The sequence below is a fragment of the Acinetobacter brisouii genome, assembly GCF_008993995.1.
In the GTDB taxonomy this organism is placed as follows: Bacteria; Pseudomonadota; Gammaproteobacteria; order Pseudomonadales; family Moraxellaceae; genus Acinetobacter; species Acinetobacter brisouii_A.
In genome coordinates this window covers 1-19,472 of the sequence record NZ_BKNN01000026.1, presented here as the reverse complement: position 1 = coordinate 19,472, position 19,472 = coordinate 1, and the positions used below count along the sequence as shown (strand labels likewise).

The 19,472-nt window shown below is 45.4% G+C and carries 17 protein-coding genes; 2 read left to right on the top strand and 15 right to left on the bottom strand.

What is annotated here, in order from left to right:
• Positions 1 to 49: 49 nt before the first annotated feature.
• Together cueR and GBN19_RS08105 are read right to left on the bottom strand one after the other, a co-directional pair.
• On the bottom strand, positions 50 to 448 hold the full coding sequence (cueR, locus tag GBN19_RS08110; protein WP_151777781.1) for a Cu(I)-responsive transcriptional regulator: 399 nt from the start codon (positions 446 to 448) through the stop codon (positions 50 to 52).
• Positions 445 to 2,922 carry a heavy metal translocating P-type ATPase gene (locus GBN19_RS08105; RefSeq protein WP_151777780.1) on the bottom strand — a complete coding sequence of 826 codons (2,478 nt, stop codon included), beginning with the start codon at positions 2,920 to 2,922 and terminating at the stop codon, positions 445 to 447. The genes cueR and GBN19_RS08105 overlap by 4 nt, the downstream gene beginning before the upstream one ends.
• Positions 2,923 to 3,094: 172 nt before the next feature.
• On the opposite strand from GBN19_RS08105, the gene GBN19_RS08100 reads away from it, so the two are divergent.
• Complete coding sequence (locus tag GBN19_RS08100; RefSeq protein ID WP_151777779.1) at positions 3,095 to 3,292, top strand: heavy-metal-associated domain-containing protein; 198 nt, start codon at positions 3,095 to 3,097, stop codon at positions 3,290 to 3,292.
• A 250-nt stretch (positions 3,293 to 3,542) separates the two neighbouring features.
• Here the strand turns inward: GBN19_RS08100 and GBN19_RS08095 are convergent, their stop codons facing one another.
• From GBN19_RS08095 to GBN19_RS08035, 13 genes are all read right to left on the bottom strand, one after another.
• Entirely contained in the window at positions 3,543 to 5,981 is a 2,439-nt protein-coding gene (locus GBN19_RS08095) for a glucose/quinate/shikimate family membrane-bound PQQ-dependent dehydrogenase (RefSeq protein ID WP_151777778.1), read from the bottom strand.
• 361 nt (positions 5,982 to 6,342) lie between these two features.
• On the bottom strand, positions 6,343 to 7,659 hold the full coding sequence (locus GBN19_RS08090; RefSeq protein WP_151777777.1) for a carbohydrate porin: 1,317 nt from the start codon (positions 7,657 to 7,659) through the stop codon (positions 6,343 to 6,345).
• Between the two features lie 65 nt (positions 7,660 to 7,724).
• A complete protein-coding gene (locus GBN19_RS08085) occupies positions 7,725 to 9,185 on the bottom strand; it encodes a right-handed parallel beta-helix repeat-containing protein (protein WP_151777776.1) in 1,461 nt (486 codons plus the stop codon).
• A gap of 27 nt (positions 9,186 to 9,212) precedes the next feature.
• A complete protein-coding gene (aroD, locus tag GBN19_RS08080; protein WP_151777796.1) occupies positions 9,213 to 10,064 on the bottom strand; it encodes a type I 3-dehydroquinate dehydratase in 852 nt (283 codons plus the stop codon).
• Positions 10,065 to 10,115: 51 nt separating this feature from the next.
• Entirely contained in the window at positions 10,116 to 10,745 is a 630-nt protein-coding gene (pcaG, locus tag GBN19_RS08075; RefSeq protein WP_151777775.1) for a protocatechuate 3,4-dioxygenase subunit alpha, read from the bottom strand.
• A gap of 17 nt (positions 10,746 to 10,762) precedes the next feature.
• Positions 10,763 to 11,488, bottom strand: a complete 726-nt coding sequence (pcaH, locus tag GBN19_RS08070; RefSeq protein WP_151777774.1) for a protocatechuate 3,4-dioxygenase subunit beta — start codon at positions 11,486 to 11,488, stop codon at positions 10,763 to 10,765.
• 37 nt (positions 11,489 to 11,525) lie between these two features.
• Positions 11,526 to 11,924 carry a 4-carboxymuconolactone decarboxylase gene (gene pcaC / locus GBN19_RS08065; RefSeq protein WP_151777773.1) on the bottom strand — a complete coding sequence of 133 codons (399 nt, stop codon included), beginning with the start codon at positions 11,922 to 11,924 and terminating at the stop codon, positions 11,526 to 11,528.
• Between the two features lie 16 nt (positions 11,925 to 11,940).
• Positions 11,941 to 13,296 (bottom strand): MFS transporter, encoded by a 1,356-nt coding sequence (locus GBN19_RS08060; RefSeq protein ID WP_151777772.1) that lies wholly within the window; start codon positions 13,294 to 13,296, stop codon positions 11,941 to 11,943.
• Between the two features lie 45 nt (positions 13,297 to 13,341).
• A complete protein-coding gene (gene pcaD, locus GBN19_RS08055; RefSeq protein WP_151777795.1) occupies positions 13,342 to 14,127 on the bottom strand; it encodes a 3-oxoadipate enol-lactonase in 786 nt (261 codons plus the stop codon).
• Complete coding sequence (locus GBN19_RS08050) at positions 14,127 to 15,488, bottom strand: 3-carboxy-cis,cis-muconate cycloisomerase (protein WP_151777771.1); 1,362 nt, start codon at positions 15,486 to 15,488, stop codon at positions 14,127 to 14,129. Before GBN19_RS08050 ends, pcaD begins: the two co-directional genes overlap by 1 nt.
• Positions 15,489 to 15,490: 2 nt before the next feature.
• The gene (pcaF, locus tag GBN19_RS08045; RefSeq protein WP_151777770.1) at positions 15,491 to 16,693 is read right to left on the bottom strand and encodes a 3-oxoadipyl-CoA thiolase; all 1,203 of its coding nucleotides are present in this window, start codon (positions 16,691 to 16,693) and stop codon (positions 15,491 to 15,493) included.
• Between the two features lie 139 nt (positions 16,694 to 16,832).
• Positions 16,833 to 17,489, bottom strand: coding sequence for a 3-oxoacid CoA-transferase subunit B (locus GBN19_RS08040; RefSeq protein WP_151777769.1), 657 nt, complete (start codon positions 17,487 to 17,489; stop codon positions 16,833 to 16,835).
• A 10-nt stretch (positions 17,490 to 17,499) separates the two neighbouring features.
• Entirely contained in the window at positions 17,500 to 18,186 is a 687-nt protein-coding gene (locus GBN19_RS08035) for a 3-oxoacid CoA-transferase subunit A (protein WP_151777768.1), read from the bottom strand.
• Positions 18,187 to 18,462: 276 nt separating this feature from the next.
• Between GBN19_RS08035 and pcaU the strand changes: the two genes are divergently transcribed.
• Positions 18,463 to 19,287: an IclR family transcriptional regulator PcaU gene (gene pcaU / locus GBN19_RS08030; protein WP_151777767.1), complete on the top strand. Its 825-nt coding sequence runs from the start codon at positions 18,463 to 18,465 to the stop codon at positions 19,285 to 19,287.
• The last annotated feature ends 185 nt before the right edge of the window (positions 19,288 to 19,472 follow it).

The following is a 19,472-nucleotide window of genomic DNA, read 5'->3' as shown; positions in this document are numbered from 1 at the left end:
TTATAAACACAGATTGCACCATTTTGGCGCTGATTTTTTAATCGATTATTCAATCCGTTTCGCCATGTTCAATCTGCTCTAGAATCGGGCAATCCGCTGCTTCATTGCCCGCGCAGCAATCAGCCGTGTGCTGCAAAATTTCCACCATGTTTTGTAGTGCTGCAATGCGTTGCTGCAACTGTTCAATATGCGCCAAGGCCAACTGTTTGACTTCGGCACTATGCCGCGACTGATTGCGCCACAGACTCAGTAATTCCTTGATTTGTTCGATTGAAAAATCCAGTGTCCGTGCATGGCGAATAAAACGCAGGGCTTGAAGATCTTGCGCACCATAGACCCGATAGCCTGCACTGCTACGTTGAATATTGGGCAGTAAGCCGACTTCTTCATAATAGCGAATCATCTTGCTCGACAGCCCAGTTTGCTTGGCGACTTGTCCGATGTTCATGCAAACACTCCCCGAAATCGTTTTAAACGCAAGGCATTCCCTAATACAAATACGGATGACATGCCCATAGCAAAAGCTGCAAACATCGGTGACAGCAAAATGCCATAAGCAGGATACAATGCCCCTGCTGCCACAGGAATCAGCGCAGCATTATAGACAAATGCCCAGAACAGGTTTTGACGAATATTGCGAATGGTGGCTTGACTCAGGGCAATCGCATTACTCACGCCCTGCAAATTACCCGACATCAGCACCACATCGGCAGATTCAATCGCAACATCAGTGCCTGTGCCTACGGCAATTCCCACATCGGCTGCGGCCAAGGCAGGCGCATCATTAATACCATCACCGACAAATGCCAATTTTCCGTATTTTTGCTGCAAAGCCTGCACGGCGTTGACCTTGCCTTCTGGCAAAACTTCGGCAATCACTTCATCAATACCTAACTGTTTGGCAATCGCCTGAGCGGTGATGTGATGATCGCCCGTAATCATTGCCACTTTTAAGCCCAGTTGATGCAGGCTTTGAATCGCGGTGTAACTGGTTGGTTTAATTGGGTCAGACACCACCAGCATGGCGACCAGCTTGCGATCAATCGCAGCATAAATCGGAGTTTTACCCTGTTCAGCCAACTGCTGCACTTGCTCGGAAAATACCGCGACATCTAAGCCCAATTGCTGCATTAAACGGGCTGCACCCAAGTGAATTTGCTGCTGATTAACGCTTGCTTCAACGCCATAGCCTGTCAATGCCTGAAACTGTTCCACAGGTAGCATGGCTAAACCCTGCTGCTGTGCGTGTTGCACAATCGCCACCGCAATCGGGTGTTCAGATTTGGCTTCGACTGAAGCCACAGCCTGTAAAATCTGCGCTGTTTGGCTTGAGTCGAGCACCACAAAATCGGTCAGGGTTGGTTTGCCTTCGGTGACTGTGCCTGTTTTATCCACCGCGATAATCTGAGTTTCCTGCAATTGCTGCAAAGCTTCACCCTGTTTAAATAAAATTCCCAGTTCCGCACCACGACCTGTACTGACCATAATCGAAGTTGGCGTTGCCAGTCCCATCGCACACGGACAGGCAATAATCAGCACCGCAACCGCATTGACAAGACTCAAAGTCAGTGCAGGTTCAGGTCCAAAGAATAACCACACTGCAAATGTGATCAGCGCCAAGCCCATCACTACAGGCACAAACCACATGGTGACCCGATCCACCAAACCCTGAATCGGCAGTTTTGAACCCTGAGCCTGTTCGACCATACGGATGATTTGTGACAGCACGGTATTTGCACCAACGGCAGTCGCTTGAATGGTGAGCGAACCTTGCTGATTGATTGTGCCCGCCACAACCGTCATGCCAACAGTTTTAGCCACAGGAATCGGCTCGCCCGTAATCATCGATTCATCAATAAAGCTTTGTCCGTCAATAACAGAGGCATCGACAGGGATTTTCTCCCCAGGTTGAATCAAGAGTTGCATCCCAAGTTGCACTTGGGCAATTTCAACCTCATGCACTTGCCCATTTTCAATAATTCTCGCTGTTTTAGGCTGTAAACCCAGTAAATGCTGAATCGCCTGTGATGTCCGCCCTTTGGCTTTGGCTTCCAAATAACGACCAAGCAAAATCAGGGTCACAATCACCGCAGCCGATTCAAAATAGACATTCACATTGTTTTCGGGCAGCCATGTTGGTGCAAAGGTCGCGACGCAGGAAAATCCATAAGCCGCCAGAGTACCAACTGCAACCAGTGAGTTCATATCAGGCGCAAAACGCAGTAAGGCAGGAATACCTTTTTGATAAAAACGTCGCCCCGGGAAAATTAGCACCAACGTAGTCAAGACAAATTGCAGCCACCAACTATTTTGCATGCCGATGTGCTGCATCACCCAATGATGAAACGCTGGAATCAAATGCCCACCCATTTCCAGAATAAACACAGGCAGGCTTAAACAAGCTGAAATCAATAAGTCGCGCTTTAACTGACTGGCTTCCTGTTCACGGCGTTCACTCAATTCATTGGTGGGTTGTGATACTTGTTGTGGTTGGAGTTGTGCTTCATAGCCAGCCTTATGCACGGCTGCCAATAATGCAGTTGCATCGGCTAAATGCGCATGGACAAGGGCTTTTTCTGTTGCCAGATTGACTGTCGCACTACTCACCCCCTCCACTTTTTTTAAGGCTTTTTCTACCCGACCAACACAAGAAGCGCAGGTCATACCTTGGATATTTAGCTCGAACTGTTGCTCGGGTTGAGTCCGCACATCATACCCTGCACGCTCGACCGCATGCACTAAAGCTTCACGTGGTACGGCAACATCGCTTTGAATCACCGCTTTTTCAGTCGCAAGATTCACCGCAACCTCTGCCACACCTTCGACCTTTTTTAAGGCCTTTTCCACTCGCCCGACACACGAGGCACAAGTCATGCCCTCAATCTCAAGCGTTTGATGATAAGGATGTTGGAACTGGCTCATGCTGCCTCCATACCGATGCTGTTTTAGAATAGTCTACACCGTTCAGCTTAAACCTTGACATGATGGTAAGGTCAAGGCTTAAATAAAACATATTCTCATTTAAATGGGCTTGACCTTACCATGAGGGGAAGCTTTACAATAAGATTTTCTTCTGACGATATAGGCAGCAATCATGAAATTTGAAATTGCCAATATGACTTGTGGCGGCTGTGCACGCAGCGTCACTGCAACCATTAAAGACCTTGACCCAAATGCTCAAGTGGATATTGATGTTGCAACTAAACTGGTTAATGTACAAAGCAGTGCCACTGTTGAACAACTGACCGAAGCCCTCACTGCAGATGGTTTTCCACCTGTACTAAAAGCATAATTTTTAAGGTTGATTTTTTGGGTATGACCTGTTGCATGCCCAGAATATTCAAGTTCAAGAATCCTATCTCAAATTCAGAGATCTGTTTTTCCCTAACTTTTTAGCTCACGATGCTTATGTTTTTTGTTTTTGGTTCATCCATCACGCTGTCACCTAACCTCCAATAAAAAACGGGTCAACCATCAAGATTAACCCGTTTCTGTTTCATCGCTAGGGTCGAGTTAAATCTAACTCAACAGCAGCGCTTCACTTATTTTTTGTCAGGTAATGCATAAGCGACCACGTAGTCACCATGATCTGGTGATTGACGCGCACCACCTGCAGAAATCACGATGTACTGTTTTCCTGTTTTTGGTGAAATATAAGTCATTGGTGTCCCTTGGCTACCCACTGGCAAGCGAGCTTTCCACAAGACTTTACCTGTTGAAGAATCAAAGGCACGTAAGTAGTAGTCTTGAGTCGCAGCAAAGAAGACCAAACCACCTTGTGTTGCCATTGAACCACCAATCGTTGGCATACCAATCGGCGCTTTTAAACCCATTTTAAAGCCTAGAGGTCCAGTGTCTTCAACCGTACCCAATGGCACTTGCCATGCAATTTGACGAGTTTTCATGTCAATTGCTGTCATGGTTCCAAATGGCGGTTTTTGGCATGGAATACCCAATGCTGACATAAAGCGGTTTTTGTTCACTTTATATGGTGTACCTTTCATTGGTACAGCACCCATACCCGTGTTAACTTTCTCACTACCATTCGCTTGAATTTTGATATCTTCAGGGGTTTGTTTAATGAGCTGAATCCATAAACCTAAACGCATATCATTGACGAACATATAACGATGTGTTGGGTCAAATGAGATACTTCCCCAGTTCATCCCCCCCAAAGAACCTGGAAAGCTGAGTGAAACATCAGTCCCTGGTGCAGTGAATAAACCATCATAACGCATTGATTTGAAGCTAATACGACACATCAACTGGTCAAATGGCGTTGCACCCCACATGTCAGACTCTTTCAAGGTCTGGTTACCAATCTGTGGCATTTCAACTGAACGTGGTTGAGTTTTTGAATATTGCTCGTTTGGAATGTCAGCAACTTTGACAGGTTGCTCAATCACTTTGGTCAGCGGTTTACCAGTCATGCGATCAAGCACAAAGAACTGACCTGATTTAGTTCCAATCACCACTGCAGGTTTAGTCGTACCATCTTTCATTGGGAAGTCAACCAAGCTTGGCTGCATGGGTAAGTCAAAGTCCCAAAGGTCATTATGTACAGTTTGGTAAACCCATTTTTCTTTACCTGTCGTTGCATCAAGTGCCAACACAGAGGTATTGTACTTATGGTCAGGTGCAGTACGGTTTCCACCCCAAACGTCCACCGATGAACTGCCCATTGGCAAGAACACTGTATTCATTTTCGGGTCGTATGACATCGGTGCCCAAGAGTTGGTTGAGCTACGTTTATAGGTTTCGCCCGGTTTTAACATGTAGTTCGGGTTTGGATTACGTGGATCAAATACCCAGCGCAGTTTTCCTGTAATCACATCATAACCACGGATCACACCCCCTGGCATATCTGCGGCAACGTTATCAGCAATACGGCTACCGATCACTAATGTTGTACCTGCCAATGTCGGTGCAGAAGTCACTTCAAAACGTGGAGCTTTAGCACCATCACCCATACCTTCAAGCAAGTTCACTGTTCCATGATCACCAAAGTCTTCACAGCGTTGACCATTGTCTGCATTAATTGCAACTAAACGACCATCTGGTGTATTGGTATATACACGACGTGGGCAAGCGGTGTTATTTGCAACGGTTGTTACAGGGCTAGCGCCTTGTAAAGTCGGTTGTTGCAAGGCTTTGGTTGAATCAAAATAAGCGACACCACGGCAACGTTCCCATGCATCTGCATGTGAGTTTACTTCAGCTTTCCACAACTGTTTGCCCGAATCGGCATCGACTGCAATCACGTTGTTATGTGGCGTACACAAGAAGACTTTATCACCAACTTGTAATGGTGTTTCCTGATCTTCCGCACCACCACCTGTTCCTGTAGTTTTATCCCCTGTTTGATACGTCCAAGCCACTTTCAGGTCTTTGACGTTATCACGGTTAATCTGGTCGAGTGCTGCAAAACGGCTACCGCCAGCATCATTACCATAGTGATCCCAGTTCTTTTGCTGTGTTTCTGCATTTACAGGGACTAACGGCAAAGCCTGACCTGAAGCTGCAACTGTTGGATGGGGAATGAACATGCCATATAAACCGCCAATCATTCCCAAAACGGTTAAGCCTCCCAGTGCATACGCTGGTATTGCAGCATAATTTTGCTGATTTTGAGCTTTACGAATCGCAGGCAAAGTCAATAATACCGCTGCAAATAATCCAGCAGGGAACATTAGGCGTGAGTGTAATGCCCAAAAGTCAAATCCAGCATCTGAAATAGCCCAAATGACAGTTGCAACAAAGGCCAAAGCATAAAGTGTCACACCCAATGCTTTTCGTTTAAAAATAAAAATAGACGATGCTGCTATGAGTAATCCAGCAAGCAGAAAGTACCACGACCCACCCAAACTGATGAGCTTACCGCCGAATACAATAAAGAATAACCCAGTTAGCAATAATGCTAACCCCAATATCACGCACCATATCTTTAATATGAGATGTGGCTGAGTATGTGAATCAGACATACAACTATCTCCAGTTTTAATGTCAAATCAGTTTTTCATCTGATACAGAACAGCACGTTCTTATGCTGCAACCGATTTGCACAATGCGCCAAAACAAAAACCAAAAAATTGCTTTTACGCCACTTGGCATAAAAACAGCTTCACTCCTTTGTTATAAGTCACGATGATTCCTTTTCATCTTGATGAGGCTAACAAGGCTTTTTAGTCAAAATCCCCCAGCACAAAAGTAGCGTTGTTTAAACACAACCGTTTTGAATCTGTACCCAATCCAAAGCTGAAAAACGAGTGCGCTACCGTCGAAACCATGCTGAAATTCTGCTGGGCATTGACCTCTGAACACCCAGCAAGTTCTAAGTCCAGATTAGAAATTTACACGTACACTCAGACCTGCGACCCAAGCATCATCAACTTCTTTCACCCCTGCTGGCTGGTGGATATATTGCAAGTTCGGGCGGATCATGACCGCAGGTGACCATTGATAGGTATAGTTCAACTCGACATTCAACTCGCTGCGTTGTATTGGAACGTAATTACTTGCGAGCGGGTCATAAGAGAAATAACCACGACTGATGTCGGTTGCGATTTCTTTGTCACGGGCGCGATCATTAACTTGATAACGAGCAAAACCGAGTCCAATTTCATCGGCTGGTCGGCTGTAAAATGGGCCTTTATACCAAAATGCCAATTGCTGTGTGCTTTCGACAAATGTGGTGGCTTTATCATTGAATACGGCATTGAAACCAACGTACAGACCACGTTTCGAGTCATCACCGCGTTGGGTCAACTGTTGTTGTGAGTTCAACCAGAAACTGTGTTTGCCATCATGCACTTTGCCTGCAGTTTTAATGTCATTGGCTTCAGCAGTCGAATACAAAGCACCCACTTTATATTCACCCGGTAAACCATTCAGTTTTGGTTTCCATGCCAGTTCTACAGGAATCGTGGCACCATTGGTTCCTCGCATATCCAAATTAAAGCCGTCGCTCGCTGACTTGGTTTTAATGTCATCTGGGTTTACTTCATACACCCCGACGCCAATTGTCCATTCAGGTGCGAACTGATATTTAACATTGGCTGCCCAAACACTGACTGGCCAGTTGTACCAGATTGAACCAATCGATTTACCGAGCTGACCACCACAAAGCAGTAAGTTCTGAAATTCACATTGTGAGCTGTTAAAGTCATCGGACATGCCCATACGACCGACTTTGACTTGAACCTTGTTGTCATCAAAGCCTTTTTTTACCCATGCTTGGGTTAGGCGCCAGATTTTTCCGCGCCCATAAATCTCTTGTGAATTGCCTAGCGTGGTCGAACGAGGGTCTTTAATCCGCTCATTGGTCAGCGCATTACCATCACGTTTGGTAATCATGATCGCTGCCGTTGTATCCTTCCAACCTGCGATTTTATTTAAATCGAAATTTGTCCCAAGGGTCAGCTGTGATGCAACCGTCGTTGTATTGTTATCATTGTAGCCACCATCCATATTGGTCGCAGCCTGACTCATGATCGATGCGGTAAACTTGTAGCCTTTATCTTCTAAATGCTGACGCTTACCATTCCAGTCCCCAAATAGCCATTGACCATCTTGTGACCATGGCTCATTTGCCAAAGCGGCTTGACTGCATAAAATTGCGAGCGAAACTGCGCTCAATTTAACTAAATTCGTTTTCTTCATCTTTGCTCTTCCTTAGCCCAATAAAGTTAGGCACTCTAACTTTATGCCAAAGTGCCTGTATTTCATCATTTTATTTTTACTGGTTGGCTGAGTTCTGAACTCGCACCCAAGTGATCGGTGATATTTACCGTGTAATTTGCAAATTTCTCAGTGGGTTTCCATGTCAACGTCGCCTGACCTTGTGCATTGGTCACAACAGTCGCATAACCGACAAATTGTTCAGCTTCTTTCGATTGCGCATTGCGGTTTCCAAAGAACTCAACACGGTAGCGCTGGTTTTCTTGACCTTTAAAACTTACCACAAGTTGCCCCTGATGTGCAACCAGTTGAGGTGCTTGAATCCATTGGTTGGGTTGAGCATTACAACCCTGTTGATCAGGAGTCATGCAGGTTTTCTGTAATTTGCTTGAATCAATCACAACACCGCCGCCACGTGAACCGACAAAACCTTCATGTTCAAGTGCAGGTACGCCAAATACAATTGCACCTAGACGCTGATTCGGTACACAAGAACCACCCGCTTCACAGCGTTTGATGTCCTTGCCATTGTCCCAAATCTGGTTTTTGGTCAGGGTGATGTGTGCATTGGCATCTTTCTCTGAACGTACGGCAATCCCGATACGGTTACCATGGACTTTGTTACTGTCAAAGATGTTGCCATCACCTGTCAGGTTGAACCCTGTTGAATTGGCCGTCAATTCGTTATATGCAATATAGTTGCGCTTGCCCCAGTTAATTTGTAAACCATCTGAATAGTTTTCAAATTTGTTGCCAACCACTGCGTTGTCATTGCCCCACAAGATTTCAATACCTTGAGATGGCTCTGGATTGGCTTTGGTGTTGGTAAACAGGTTATTGGCAATCAGGTTAAACGCTGCACCACGGGTCAGCTCTAAGCCATCGCCATTATCCTGAAGGATATTGTCCAAGAACTTGTTATTGTTGGTCGTGGTTGAGGTTGGATTGCCCTTGCCATCATCTCCAGTAAACATCACACCAGCACCACCGTAGTTGTTGCTAATACGGTTATGCTGAATCAGGTTATTGCTCGAACGGTTGACCAAAATACCAATACAGAAACGATGAATATCCAGACCTTTGAGCACAACATGATGTGTATCACGTAGTACCAGACCCGGCAGAGTCATCGTGCGTACGTTGGTACCATATTGCCCAGGCACAGCACCAGGGCAGGCTTTCGCCCCTTCACCCTGAATATAGTTAGAACCATCAATCGCAATAAACTCACCCGTTTTATCCCATTGTGTTCCGATGATTTTGACAGGGCCTTTAATTTCAGGCAGTGGTGAATCCACTTTGATGCTGTAAGGTGCCTTCCCTACGGCTTGAATTAAAATTTGGTTGTCATCTGATGGATTGGCATTTGATTGTTCAATTGCCCAACGTAATGAACCCTGATTTTGGTCATCCTGATAACGGTCAACCACATAGGTTGTTGCCGCAGCCCAGCCTGAAGCCATGAGTCCTAAACTTAATGCAGTCACTCGCAAAACCATTGCTTTCATTGTAAACATTCCTTTTTTCACTTTTTGTTATAGTGTTGGTTGTACAGTTTGTAAGAACTGACGTAGTTGGGTCACATCAATTTGACCCGGTGCTGAGGCTTGCCCAATCATGCCAAAGCTCAAACTACCGCCCGAACTTGCAGTTGCAATACGGGAAATCGTGCCTAAACGCCCCATCGACATGGTTAACAACGGCTTTTTGCTTTGTTGGCTGACTTTTAGCGTCGCATTCATGAGCGTAAATACATCTGCTTTGGTCTGTGGCATCACTGCAATTTTGAGAATGTCAGCGCCCATCTGATCCTGTTTCATCAAACGATCCACAATTTCTTGTTCACTTGGTGTTTTGGCAAAATCATGATTCGACATCACCACCAAAACATGTTTTTCATGTGCCAAATCCGTTACTTTACGCACGACTTTTGCATCACGGAACATTTCGATATCAAGCAATTGCATAAACGGTTTTTTCAAATACGCGCTATAGATTTTGCCGTATTCTTCATCGCTGACTTTCAGTTTACCGCCTTCATTGGCAGTACGGATTGTTGCAAGGAGTGGTTTGTCTTTTAAAATCTGATTGAGCTGCTGTCCTAAGGCAATCACCTGTTTGGTATCCGCAGCAAAATTCAATAAATCAATACGAAACTCAGCAATATCAGCATTTGGATTGTCTGCAATCACTTTCGCTTGAGCCAATGCCTCTTCAGCCGTTTTTGCAGTAATTGGCACAATCGTTTTCACTGGCATTGCGCCAATATCCACATTTTTGACCACATAATGCTGACTTTGTTCAGGCTGTGCCAAAGCAACTGAAGCTGTAGTCAACAGGCTGCATGCCAATGCAATTTGAAGTGCGGTGTGTTTCAGGTTCATCATTACCATTCCTTGTGTAATGTCGCTGTATGGGGTTGCCATACAGCGCACAGCTTAGATATCAAAAAAAACTGTTTCATTGTCGCCTTGAATCACAATATCAAAGCGGTAAACAATCTGACCGTCACGTTCTTCACGTTTAGCCACTAAAGTATTGCGACGTGGCGCCCACTCAATACCGTTCAAAATCGGGTCATTGGCATTGGCTTCTGCTTCATCGTCAAAATAAACACGCGTGTTCAAACCCATGTTGATACCACGTGCAAAAATGATTAAGGCAATATGTGGTGCTTGCTGAGCGCCTTTACGTCCCGGAACTGCACCTGGTTTAATGGAGTCAAAGTACCATACGCCAGTCTGGAAATCAGCACCTGCACGCCCCCAGCCTTGGAAATGTGGGTCAGCAGTTTTACCCTGAATGTCGGCTTGGCTTGGATAAACACCATTGGCATCGGCTTGCCAGATTTCAACCAGCACATCACGAAGTGGTAAACCCAAACCATCAAACACTTGACCTTCAAGACGGATACGCTCGCCTTGAGTCTGCTCTTGAACAAGATTGTTGTTAAAGCTGTGCTCAAATACTTCAATATTCGCCTGATTGGGTAACAGACCAATGTGAACGTAAGGCCCACCTGTCTGAGATGGGGTTTCTGCTAATTCCTGAAAATTCCAACCATTCATGTTGTTTTCTCCCTCAATTATGTCAATTCATTTTCAAAGTAAGTTGCACGACGACCACGTAAAGTGATGTCAAAACGGTAGCAACGGCTATCCATTTCAAGGAAGTTGCTTTTGTCTTCACGCGCAATGAGGGCACGACGTTGTTCTTCAGACGGAATCGTTTTTAAGATTGGGCAGGTATCAATTAAAGTATCGCCTTCAAAATAAAGCTGTGAAATCAGGCGCTGCGCCCAACCATCTGCAATTAAAGAGAAGTGAATATGCGCTGGACGCCATTCATTAATACGGTTACGCCACGGATATGGACCTGGCTTGATGGTACGAAAAATAAAGAACCCATTTTCATCGGTCAGCATACGACCACAACCGCCAAAGTTTGGATCTAAAGAACCCAAGAACTGGTCGTTTGGATGGCGGTAACGACCTGAAGCGTTGGCTTGCCAGACTTCAAGTAAGGCATTTTTGACTGGGCGACCAAACTGATCACGTACATAACCATGAACCACGATACGCTCACCAATTGGCAAACCATCTTTGGCACAGTTGAGAATCAAGTCATTATCTTTAGGGCCAAATTGATTTGGTGAAAAGTGCGGCGCAGTCACTTCTGTCAAAGTTTCCGCAATTGAGATCAATGCATTTTTAGGCGAGCGCAACACACTGGTTTTATAGCCTGGCGTATTTGCTGGCGGATGATGATCTGTATTGCGCTGTGCGTAAGCACCCCAAATAATTTGAGACATAGTCACTCTCCTTTTAAATTTTAAGAATTTGCATCCATTACGCTTGTTGGCTAGGTGAAATTCCTAGCTCTTTAAATACGTCTTCCGCCATGTGCATTGCTGCATTTGCTGCGGGCAAACCTGCATACAACGAACAGTGAAGAAATAATTCTTTAAGGTCGTCTTGAGTGACACCATTGTTAAAGCAGGCACGGATATGCATACGCAGTTCATCTTCACGACCCAGTGCCAACAACACCGCCATTGTCACCAGACTACGGGTATGGCGTGGCATTCCTGGGCGAGACCACACTTCGCCCCAAGCAAAACGACTAATGAAGTTCTGAAAATCGCTGTTAAATTCATTCAGGTTTTCAATCGAACGGTTGACATGCTTTTCACCTAAAACTTCCGTGCGAACTTGAATGCCTTGTTTATAGCGTTCATCATCATTCATAAGAAAACCCTCAGATTTAGGTTGCATCAGTATGTGCAACCAAAGATTTAACAAAAATTGAAATTGCTGCTGCCGTCGCTGGAATCAGTAACATGCTCAAAATCGCGGTAAATGACCAGTTTTGCCCCAAAAGCACTGCACCAATCCATGCACCGAATACAGCACCAAAACGTCCAATACCTGACATCCATGCCACACCTGTTGCACGGCATTGGGTTGGGTAAAAACGCGCGCTGAGTGCTGGCATAGAAGACTGTGCGCCATTGATGGCAACACCTGCACATAACACTAAGATCGCCAATAATGTTGGGCTACTCAGGCTCTGACCAACAGCGAAAGCGAAGATCCCTGCAACAAAATAGAAACCTGCAATAATACGGTTCGGGTTGAAACGATCCATTGCCCAGCCAATAAACAATGCGCTCAACACACCACCAAACTGGAACAAGCCACCAATAAATGCCGCACGTTCCATGGTTGCGCCTGTTTCACGCATCAAGGTTGGTAACCAGCTGGTAAGCAGGTAAATCATCACCAAACCCATGAAATACGTGAACCAAAGTAATAACGTGCCTTTCACGTAGCTTGGTGAAAAGAGCATTGCGAACACGTTCTGCTTTTTCTGTACTGTGCTTTTTTCTTCAGGCACATGAAATTTGGTCACGTTCTGAACTTGGGTCGGCGCAATACGGTTCAAAATTTTACGTACTTTTTCTGTGCTATTCCCACGGACAATCAAGAAGCGATACGACTCTGGCAAGAAGCCCACCACGAAAATCGTCAGAATTATTGGACTCCAGCCACCGAACAGAAATAAACTGTGCCAGCCAAATTTTGGAATCAACCAGCTACTTAAAAAGCCACCAATTGCCATACCCAAGTTGTAACCGCAAAACATACAGGTCACGAGTAAAGAACGAATACGGTTTGGGCAGTACTCAGAAAACAGTGTGGTGGCGTTTGGCATGGCTGCCCCCAAACCAATTCCTGTCAAGAAACGCAAAACCACCAAAGTATCAAGGTTGCTGGCGTAAGCACAGGCAATGGTAAAACCACCAAAAATCAACATCGATACAGACAGTACAACCTTACGACCAAAACGGTCAGCCGTTGGACCAGACACCAACGCACCAATGATCATGCCGCCCAGTGCAGCACTCATCACAGGGCCAAGCTGAGAACGATCTAATCCCCAGTCTTGTGCCAATGTAGGCGCAATAAAACCCATTGCAGCGGTATCAATACCGTCTAAAAAAACAATGAAAAAACAAATTGCTGCAATCATCCACTGATAAGCACTTAATGGAGAATCATTGATTAGTGCTTGTGCATCCATGCTGATATTTGAGCGTGTAGTATCCTGAGACGCCATATTTTGCCTCCTTAGGCGAAAATCCTTTTAAAAACAGCAGTATTTTTATGAAATCATTTCAATAAAGTGCTGCAACACCTGAGTAAATCCTTCAGGCTGCTCAATATTTGACAAATGCGATGCTGGCAAAATACTGAGCTGGCTTTGTTCAATTTGCTGCTGCATAAATTCAGCATCAGCAACGGTGGTGATCGGGTCAAACTTCCCCGCGATCAATAACGTGGGGATATGGATCTGCGCAATTTGCTCACGCAAATCCTCATGTGCCAAAGCACGGCAGGCATTGGCATAACCTTGAGCAGGTGTATTGGCCAAACTTTGAATGGTTTGTTGCGCCAACGCATCTTCTAGATAGTCAAACTCACTGCTAAACCAGCGGCTATGGGTCGAAGCCACCAAATCAGCTAAGCCTTTTTGTTCTACCGCATCAGCTCGAGTCAGCCATGCGTCTGCCGTACCAATTTTTGCTGCGGAGTTCGCCACTGTAATGCTGTTAAAACGCGCAGCATGGTGAATACCTAAATACAGCGCAGTCAATCCGCCCATTGAAATTCCACAAAAATGTGCTTTTTCAATGTTTAACGCATCTAAAATATCAACTACATCTTCAGCAAGGTTTTGAACTGTGGTATCCGCAATGACATCACTTTGACCATGTCCACGCGTGTCATAGGTAATGACTTTAAACTGCTGTTTGAGTGCAGCAACTTGAGGTTGCCACATCCCATGATCGGTTCCCAAAGAGTTGGAAAAGATAATGGCAGGTGCATTTTCAAGACCTTCCACAACAACCGATAAATGCTTGCCTTGACGATTGGTAATCGTGATCATCACTTTGCCACTCCTGTGCTTGCTTCCTGTAACACCGCATCAATTTGGGCTTGAATATTGCCTAAATACGATTCGGGTTTAAAAATTGCGGAAATTTCTGCTGTAGAAAAATTATTTTTAATGTCATCCAGCTCAGCGATCACGTCTTTTAAATGTTTTTGCTCAGCGGCTGCAGTTTTACATGCAGCTTCCACCACATGATGCGCATTTAAACGTCCCAGTTTTGGTGCCAATGTCATCATGACTGCTTCCGCCATAATCAAACCTTGCGTGCATTCCAAATTGCGCTGCATGTTTTCGGTGTTGACTTCCATCCCCTGTAGCACATCTAGCGTACGCCACAATGCACCCGCACAAAGCTGGAAAATTTCAGGCAATGCCAACCATTCGGCATGCCATGCACCTAAACTACGTTCATGCTCCTGAACCATGCTCTGATACAGACTTGCCATCAGTACTGGAACTCGGTTTGCAGCCGCCAAAATAGACGCTGCTGCAACAGGATTACGTTTGTGTGGCATGGTGGATGAACCACCACGACCTTTGGCCGTCGGCTCAAACACCTCTGCAATTTCGGTCTGCATCATCAATGACCAGTCACGCGCCATTTTGCCTGTTGTGCCGACAATCATGCCGAGTACACTGGCAATCTCAATGATACGGTCACGCTCACCATGCCAAGTGCAACTTGGCGCACTTAACCGGAGCTGTTGGGCAAATGCTTCGACAACTGCGGATCCCTGATCAAGCAGTGATGCCAATGAACCCACTGCACCGCCGAGCTGAACAGCCAGTACGCGGGCTTTCATTGCCTGAATCCGATCCAAATCACGTTTAAACGCACTTGCCCAACGAGCAAACTTGTGACCCAGCGTAATTGGCAAGGCTTGTTGTAGCCATGTCCGCCCAATCATGACTTGGTCACGATAAACCTGTGCTTGTGCTAAAGCCGTTTGATAGTTCTGTTGCACACTATGTTCGACCCATTGCAACGCATCGCGGCATTGCAAAATACAAGCTGTATCTAAAATATCCTGACTAGTCGCACCCCAATGCACATAGCGAGCTGCATCTTCATCATGCTGTTTCACAATCGCAGTCAATTGTTTTACAAATGGAATCGCAATATTGCCTGCAAGACCCGTTGCAGTTGCTAAGCCTGCAAAATCAATGCTTTCCAATGCCATCTTTTGTGCAATGGCTTCAATTGAATCTGCCGCAGATTGAGGAATGACCCCAATCTGTGCCTGAGCTTTTGCCAGTGCAACTTCAGCCTGAATCATGTAAGAAACCAAGGACTGATCACTAAAAATCTCAGTCACTTCTTCCTGATAAAATAAGCTGGCATATAACTGGCTCATACTTAAACTCGCTCAATAATCAAAGCAATGCCCTGACCGACACCAATACACATTGAACATAAGGCATATTTGCCACCTGTCTGTTCAAGTTGGTTTAAGGCTGTAGTGACTAAACGCGCACCTGAGGCACCGAGTGGATGACCGAGTGCAATCGCACCACCGTTTGGATTGACACGTGCATCGTCATCGGCCAGACCAAGGTCACGGGTACACGCGAGGGCTTGTGCTGCAAAGGCTTCGTTCAGTTCAATCACATCCATCTGCGCAAGGGTCAGGTTGGCCTGTTTCAGTAATTTCTTGATCGCAGGTGCTGGGGCAAAGCCCATGATGCGCGGCTCAACACCGACTGTAGTGGCTGCAACAATCTTGGCTCGGGCTTTCAGTTCGTATTTGGCAACGGCTTCATCTGATGCAATCAAGAGTGCTGCCGCACCATCGTTAATGCCTGATGCATTACCCGCAGTGACTGTACCTTCGGCTTTCACCACGGGTTTGAGTTTGGTCAAGACTTCAATGGTGGTGGCACGTGGATGTTCATCGGTATCGATAACAATCGGATCACCTTTGCGCTGTGGAATCGTCACAGGCACGATTTCATTGGCAAAGTAGCCTTTGGCTTGTGCAGCAGCCGTACGTTGCTGGCTGGTTAAGGCAAACTTGTCCTGATCTTCACGGCTAATGTGGAACTGTGCTGCGACGTTTTCCGCAGTTTGTGGCATGGTGTCCACACCATACATTTCTTTGAGTTTTGGATTGATGAAACGCCAGCCCATGGTAGTGTCTTCAATCTTTTGGGTACGACCGTAAGCCGTTTCTGCCTTGCCCATCACAAATGGGGCACGGCTCATGCTTTCTACACCACCTGCGATAATCAGGTCGGCTTCACCGGCTTTGATGGTACGGGCTGCCATGGCAATCGCATCGAGTGAAGAACCACATAAACGGTTAATGGTCGTCGCTGGGACTTGATACGGTAAACCTGCAAGCAGTGATGACATGCGTCCAACATTACGGTTGTCTTCACCCGCCTGATTGGCACAGCCATAGATCACATCATCGACCTGTTGCCAGTCCACGCTTGGGTTACGTTGCATCAGGGCTTTAATCGGTAAAGCCCCTAGATCATCTGCACGTACCGCAGCTAGACCACCGGCATAACGACCAAACGGGGTACGAATCGCATCGATAATATAAGCATTCTTCATTTGTGTTGTTCTCTTCATCCTGTCGTTTGAATCTCCCTAAATCCCCCTTTGATAAAGAGGGACTTCTTGTGTTTCCCACTTTAATCTCAGAGAGAAACTCCTCCCTTTTCAAAAGGGAGGTTGGGAGGGATTCAAATCATTAATTCGGTTGAGTCACGTCGATGAGTTTCGCACCCGTCATTGCCTGTAATTCGTCAAAGCTTAAGCCTTCGACTTTTTCAAGGACTTTCAAGCCTTCAGGTGTAACATCAATCACACACAGGTCGGTATAGATGCGGTCTACACATTTCAGACCTGTCGCTGGATAAGTCAGCTCTGCCACGATCTTCGGCTCACCCTGTTTAGTAACATGATCGGTGGTGATAAACACTTTCTTCGCACCGACAGCCAAGTCCATGGCCCCACCTACAGCAGGAATGGCATTGGGTGCACCGGTATGCCAGTTGGCAAGGTCGCCATTGGCTGCAATCTGGAAGGCACCAAGTACTGCGATATCGAGGTGACCACCACGCATCATGGCAAATGAATCCCCATGATGGAAAAAGGCACCGCCTTTGAGCATGGTCACGAATTCTTTACCTGCGTTGATCAGTTCAGGATCTTCTTCACCTTCTGCAGGAGGTGGGCCAAAAGCCAACAAGCCATTTTCAGAATGCAGGAATACGTCTTTGTCGGCTGGCAGGTAGCTGGCAATCTTGGTCGGTAAACCAATCCCGAGATTCACATAAGCCCCATCGGGAATATCCTGAGCGACACGTTCAGCGATTTGGTCACGGGTTAATTTGTTATAGCTCATCTGGGTCTCCTTATGCCGTTGCCAATGCTGAAGCGGGTTCTACCTGAACCACATGCTGCACAAAGATGCCTGGGGTAATGATATGTTCAGGATCGAGTACACCGAGTTCAACCACTTCAGACACCTGAGCAATGGTGACTTTCGCAGCCATCGCCATAATTGGGCCAAAGTTACGTGCAGATTTTCGGTAAACCAGATTGCCCCAACGGTCGCCCTGCTGTGCCTTGATCAAGGCAAAATCGGCATGGATCGGGTATTCCAAAACATAGTCTTTACCCTCGATATGACGGGTTTCTTTGCCTTCTGCCAATAGCGTGCCATAACCTGTCGGGGTGAACAAAGCACCCAAACCCATCCCCGCAGCCTGAATACGGCATGCAAGATTGCCCTGTGGTACTAACTCAAGTTCGATTTTACCTGCACGGTACAGTTCATCGAATACCCAAGAATCGGATTGACGTGGGAAAGAACAGATGACTTTTTTAACCGCGCCTGCTTTCAGCAGTTTCGCCAGACCGTAGTCACCATTACCTGCATTGTTACTGACGATGGTGAGGTCTTTGATGCCCAAATCCAGCAAGCCATCAATGAGTTCGGCAGGTTGTCCTGCGGTGCCAAAGCCACCAATCATGATGGTCGAGCCATCTTTAATTTGCGACAGAACCTCGCGAAATGAGGTCGCACTTTTATCTATCATTGGATAACTCCACTGTGCATCATAAAATGATTAATTGATTGGAACTAAAAATTAGGCAGGATCAAGTCCGTCACTTTCGACTTTGTTACCCAATCCCGAGTAATTTAATTAGATTTCCTTTGTCTGCTCATTTTTTATAATTTTCGCCTAAACATCTAGCAGTAAAACGCGTAATTGTTCGATAATCATTTATATTGTTCGACTATCGAACAATAGTTATTATTTTGAACATCCTAGAAAATAATGCTTGGTCAAGCACTTTGTATGGTGAATTAGATGGACAAAATAGAGCAAAATCCCAACAGAACGCTGCAAAATCCAGAAAATAAAAAAATAATTCGTCATGAAGATTTTATTGCAGGCATGGCCAAAGGATTGGCAATTTTGGAAAGTTTCGGGAATGATCGACATCGATTGAATATTTCTATGGCGGCAGAACGCACAGGCTTGACTCGCGCTGCCGCACGCCGTCATTTACTCACTTTAGAATACTTAGGGTATTTAGAATATGATGGTCATTATTTCTATTTAGCACCAAAAGTTTTAAAATTTTCAGGAACTTATCTAAGTGGTGCGCCTTTACCTAAAATTTCACAGCCTTTACTAAATCTACTCACCAACCAAACATCGCTTATTTTTTCAGTGATGGTACTCGACGGTTATGAAGCAATTACGGTGGCACGTAGTGCAGCCCATCAACAAACCGATCGAGTCAATCCTTATGGTTTACATTTAGGGAATCGCCTACCTGCTCATGCCACATCAGCAGGTAAAATTTTATTGGCTCACCTAGAACCCGAGCAACAACTCGAATGGCTTGAAAAATATCCCCTAAAACGCTTAACTAAATATACGCATGTTGAAAATGATGGCTTTTTACAACTTCTGAGAGAGATCAAATTACAAGATTGGTGCTATTCATCTGAAGAACATGAATTAGGAGTACATGCCTTAGCTGTACCTATTTATGATGGAAATTCTAAAGTGGTTGCAGCACTCAATATTGTATCTCCAACGATGCGTACCACCAGAGACTATTTGGTTCAACACATTCTGCCGTTACTACAAGAAACAGCTCGAGAACTTAGAAATGTGCTTTGAAGTACATTTCGGAGTTCTTGCATATAAGAATAATGAGCACTAGCACCCGACTCAACAGTCCCCAAAACAACTCACCCGCACTGCAAAAAAGCACTTTTTGCCTACTTATAGAAAGTTTATTTTTTATAATTTTACATTTTTATATTAATAATTTTACTTTTTCATAAATTTCACCATCCTTTTTT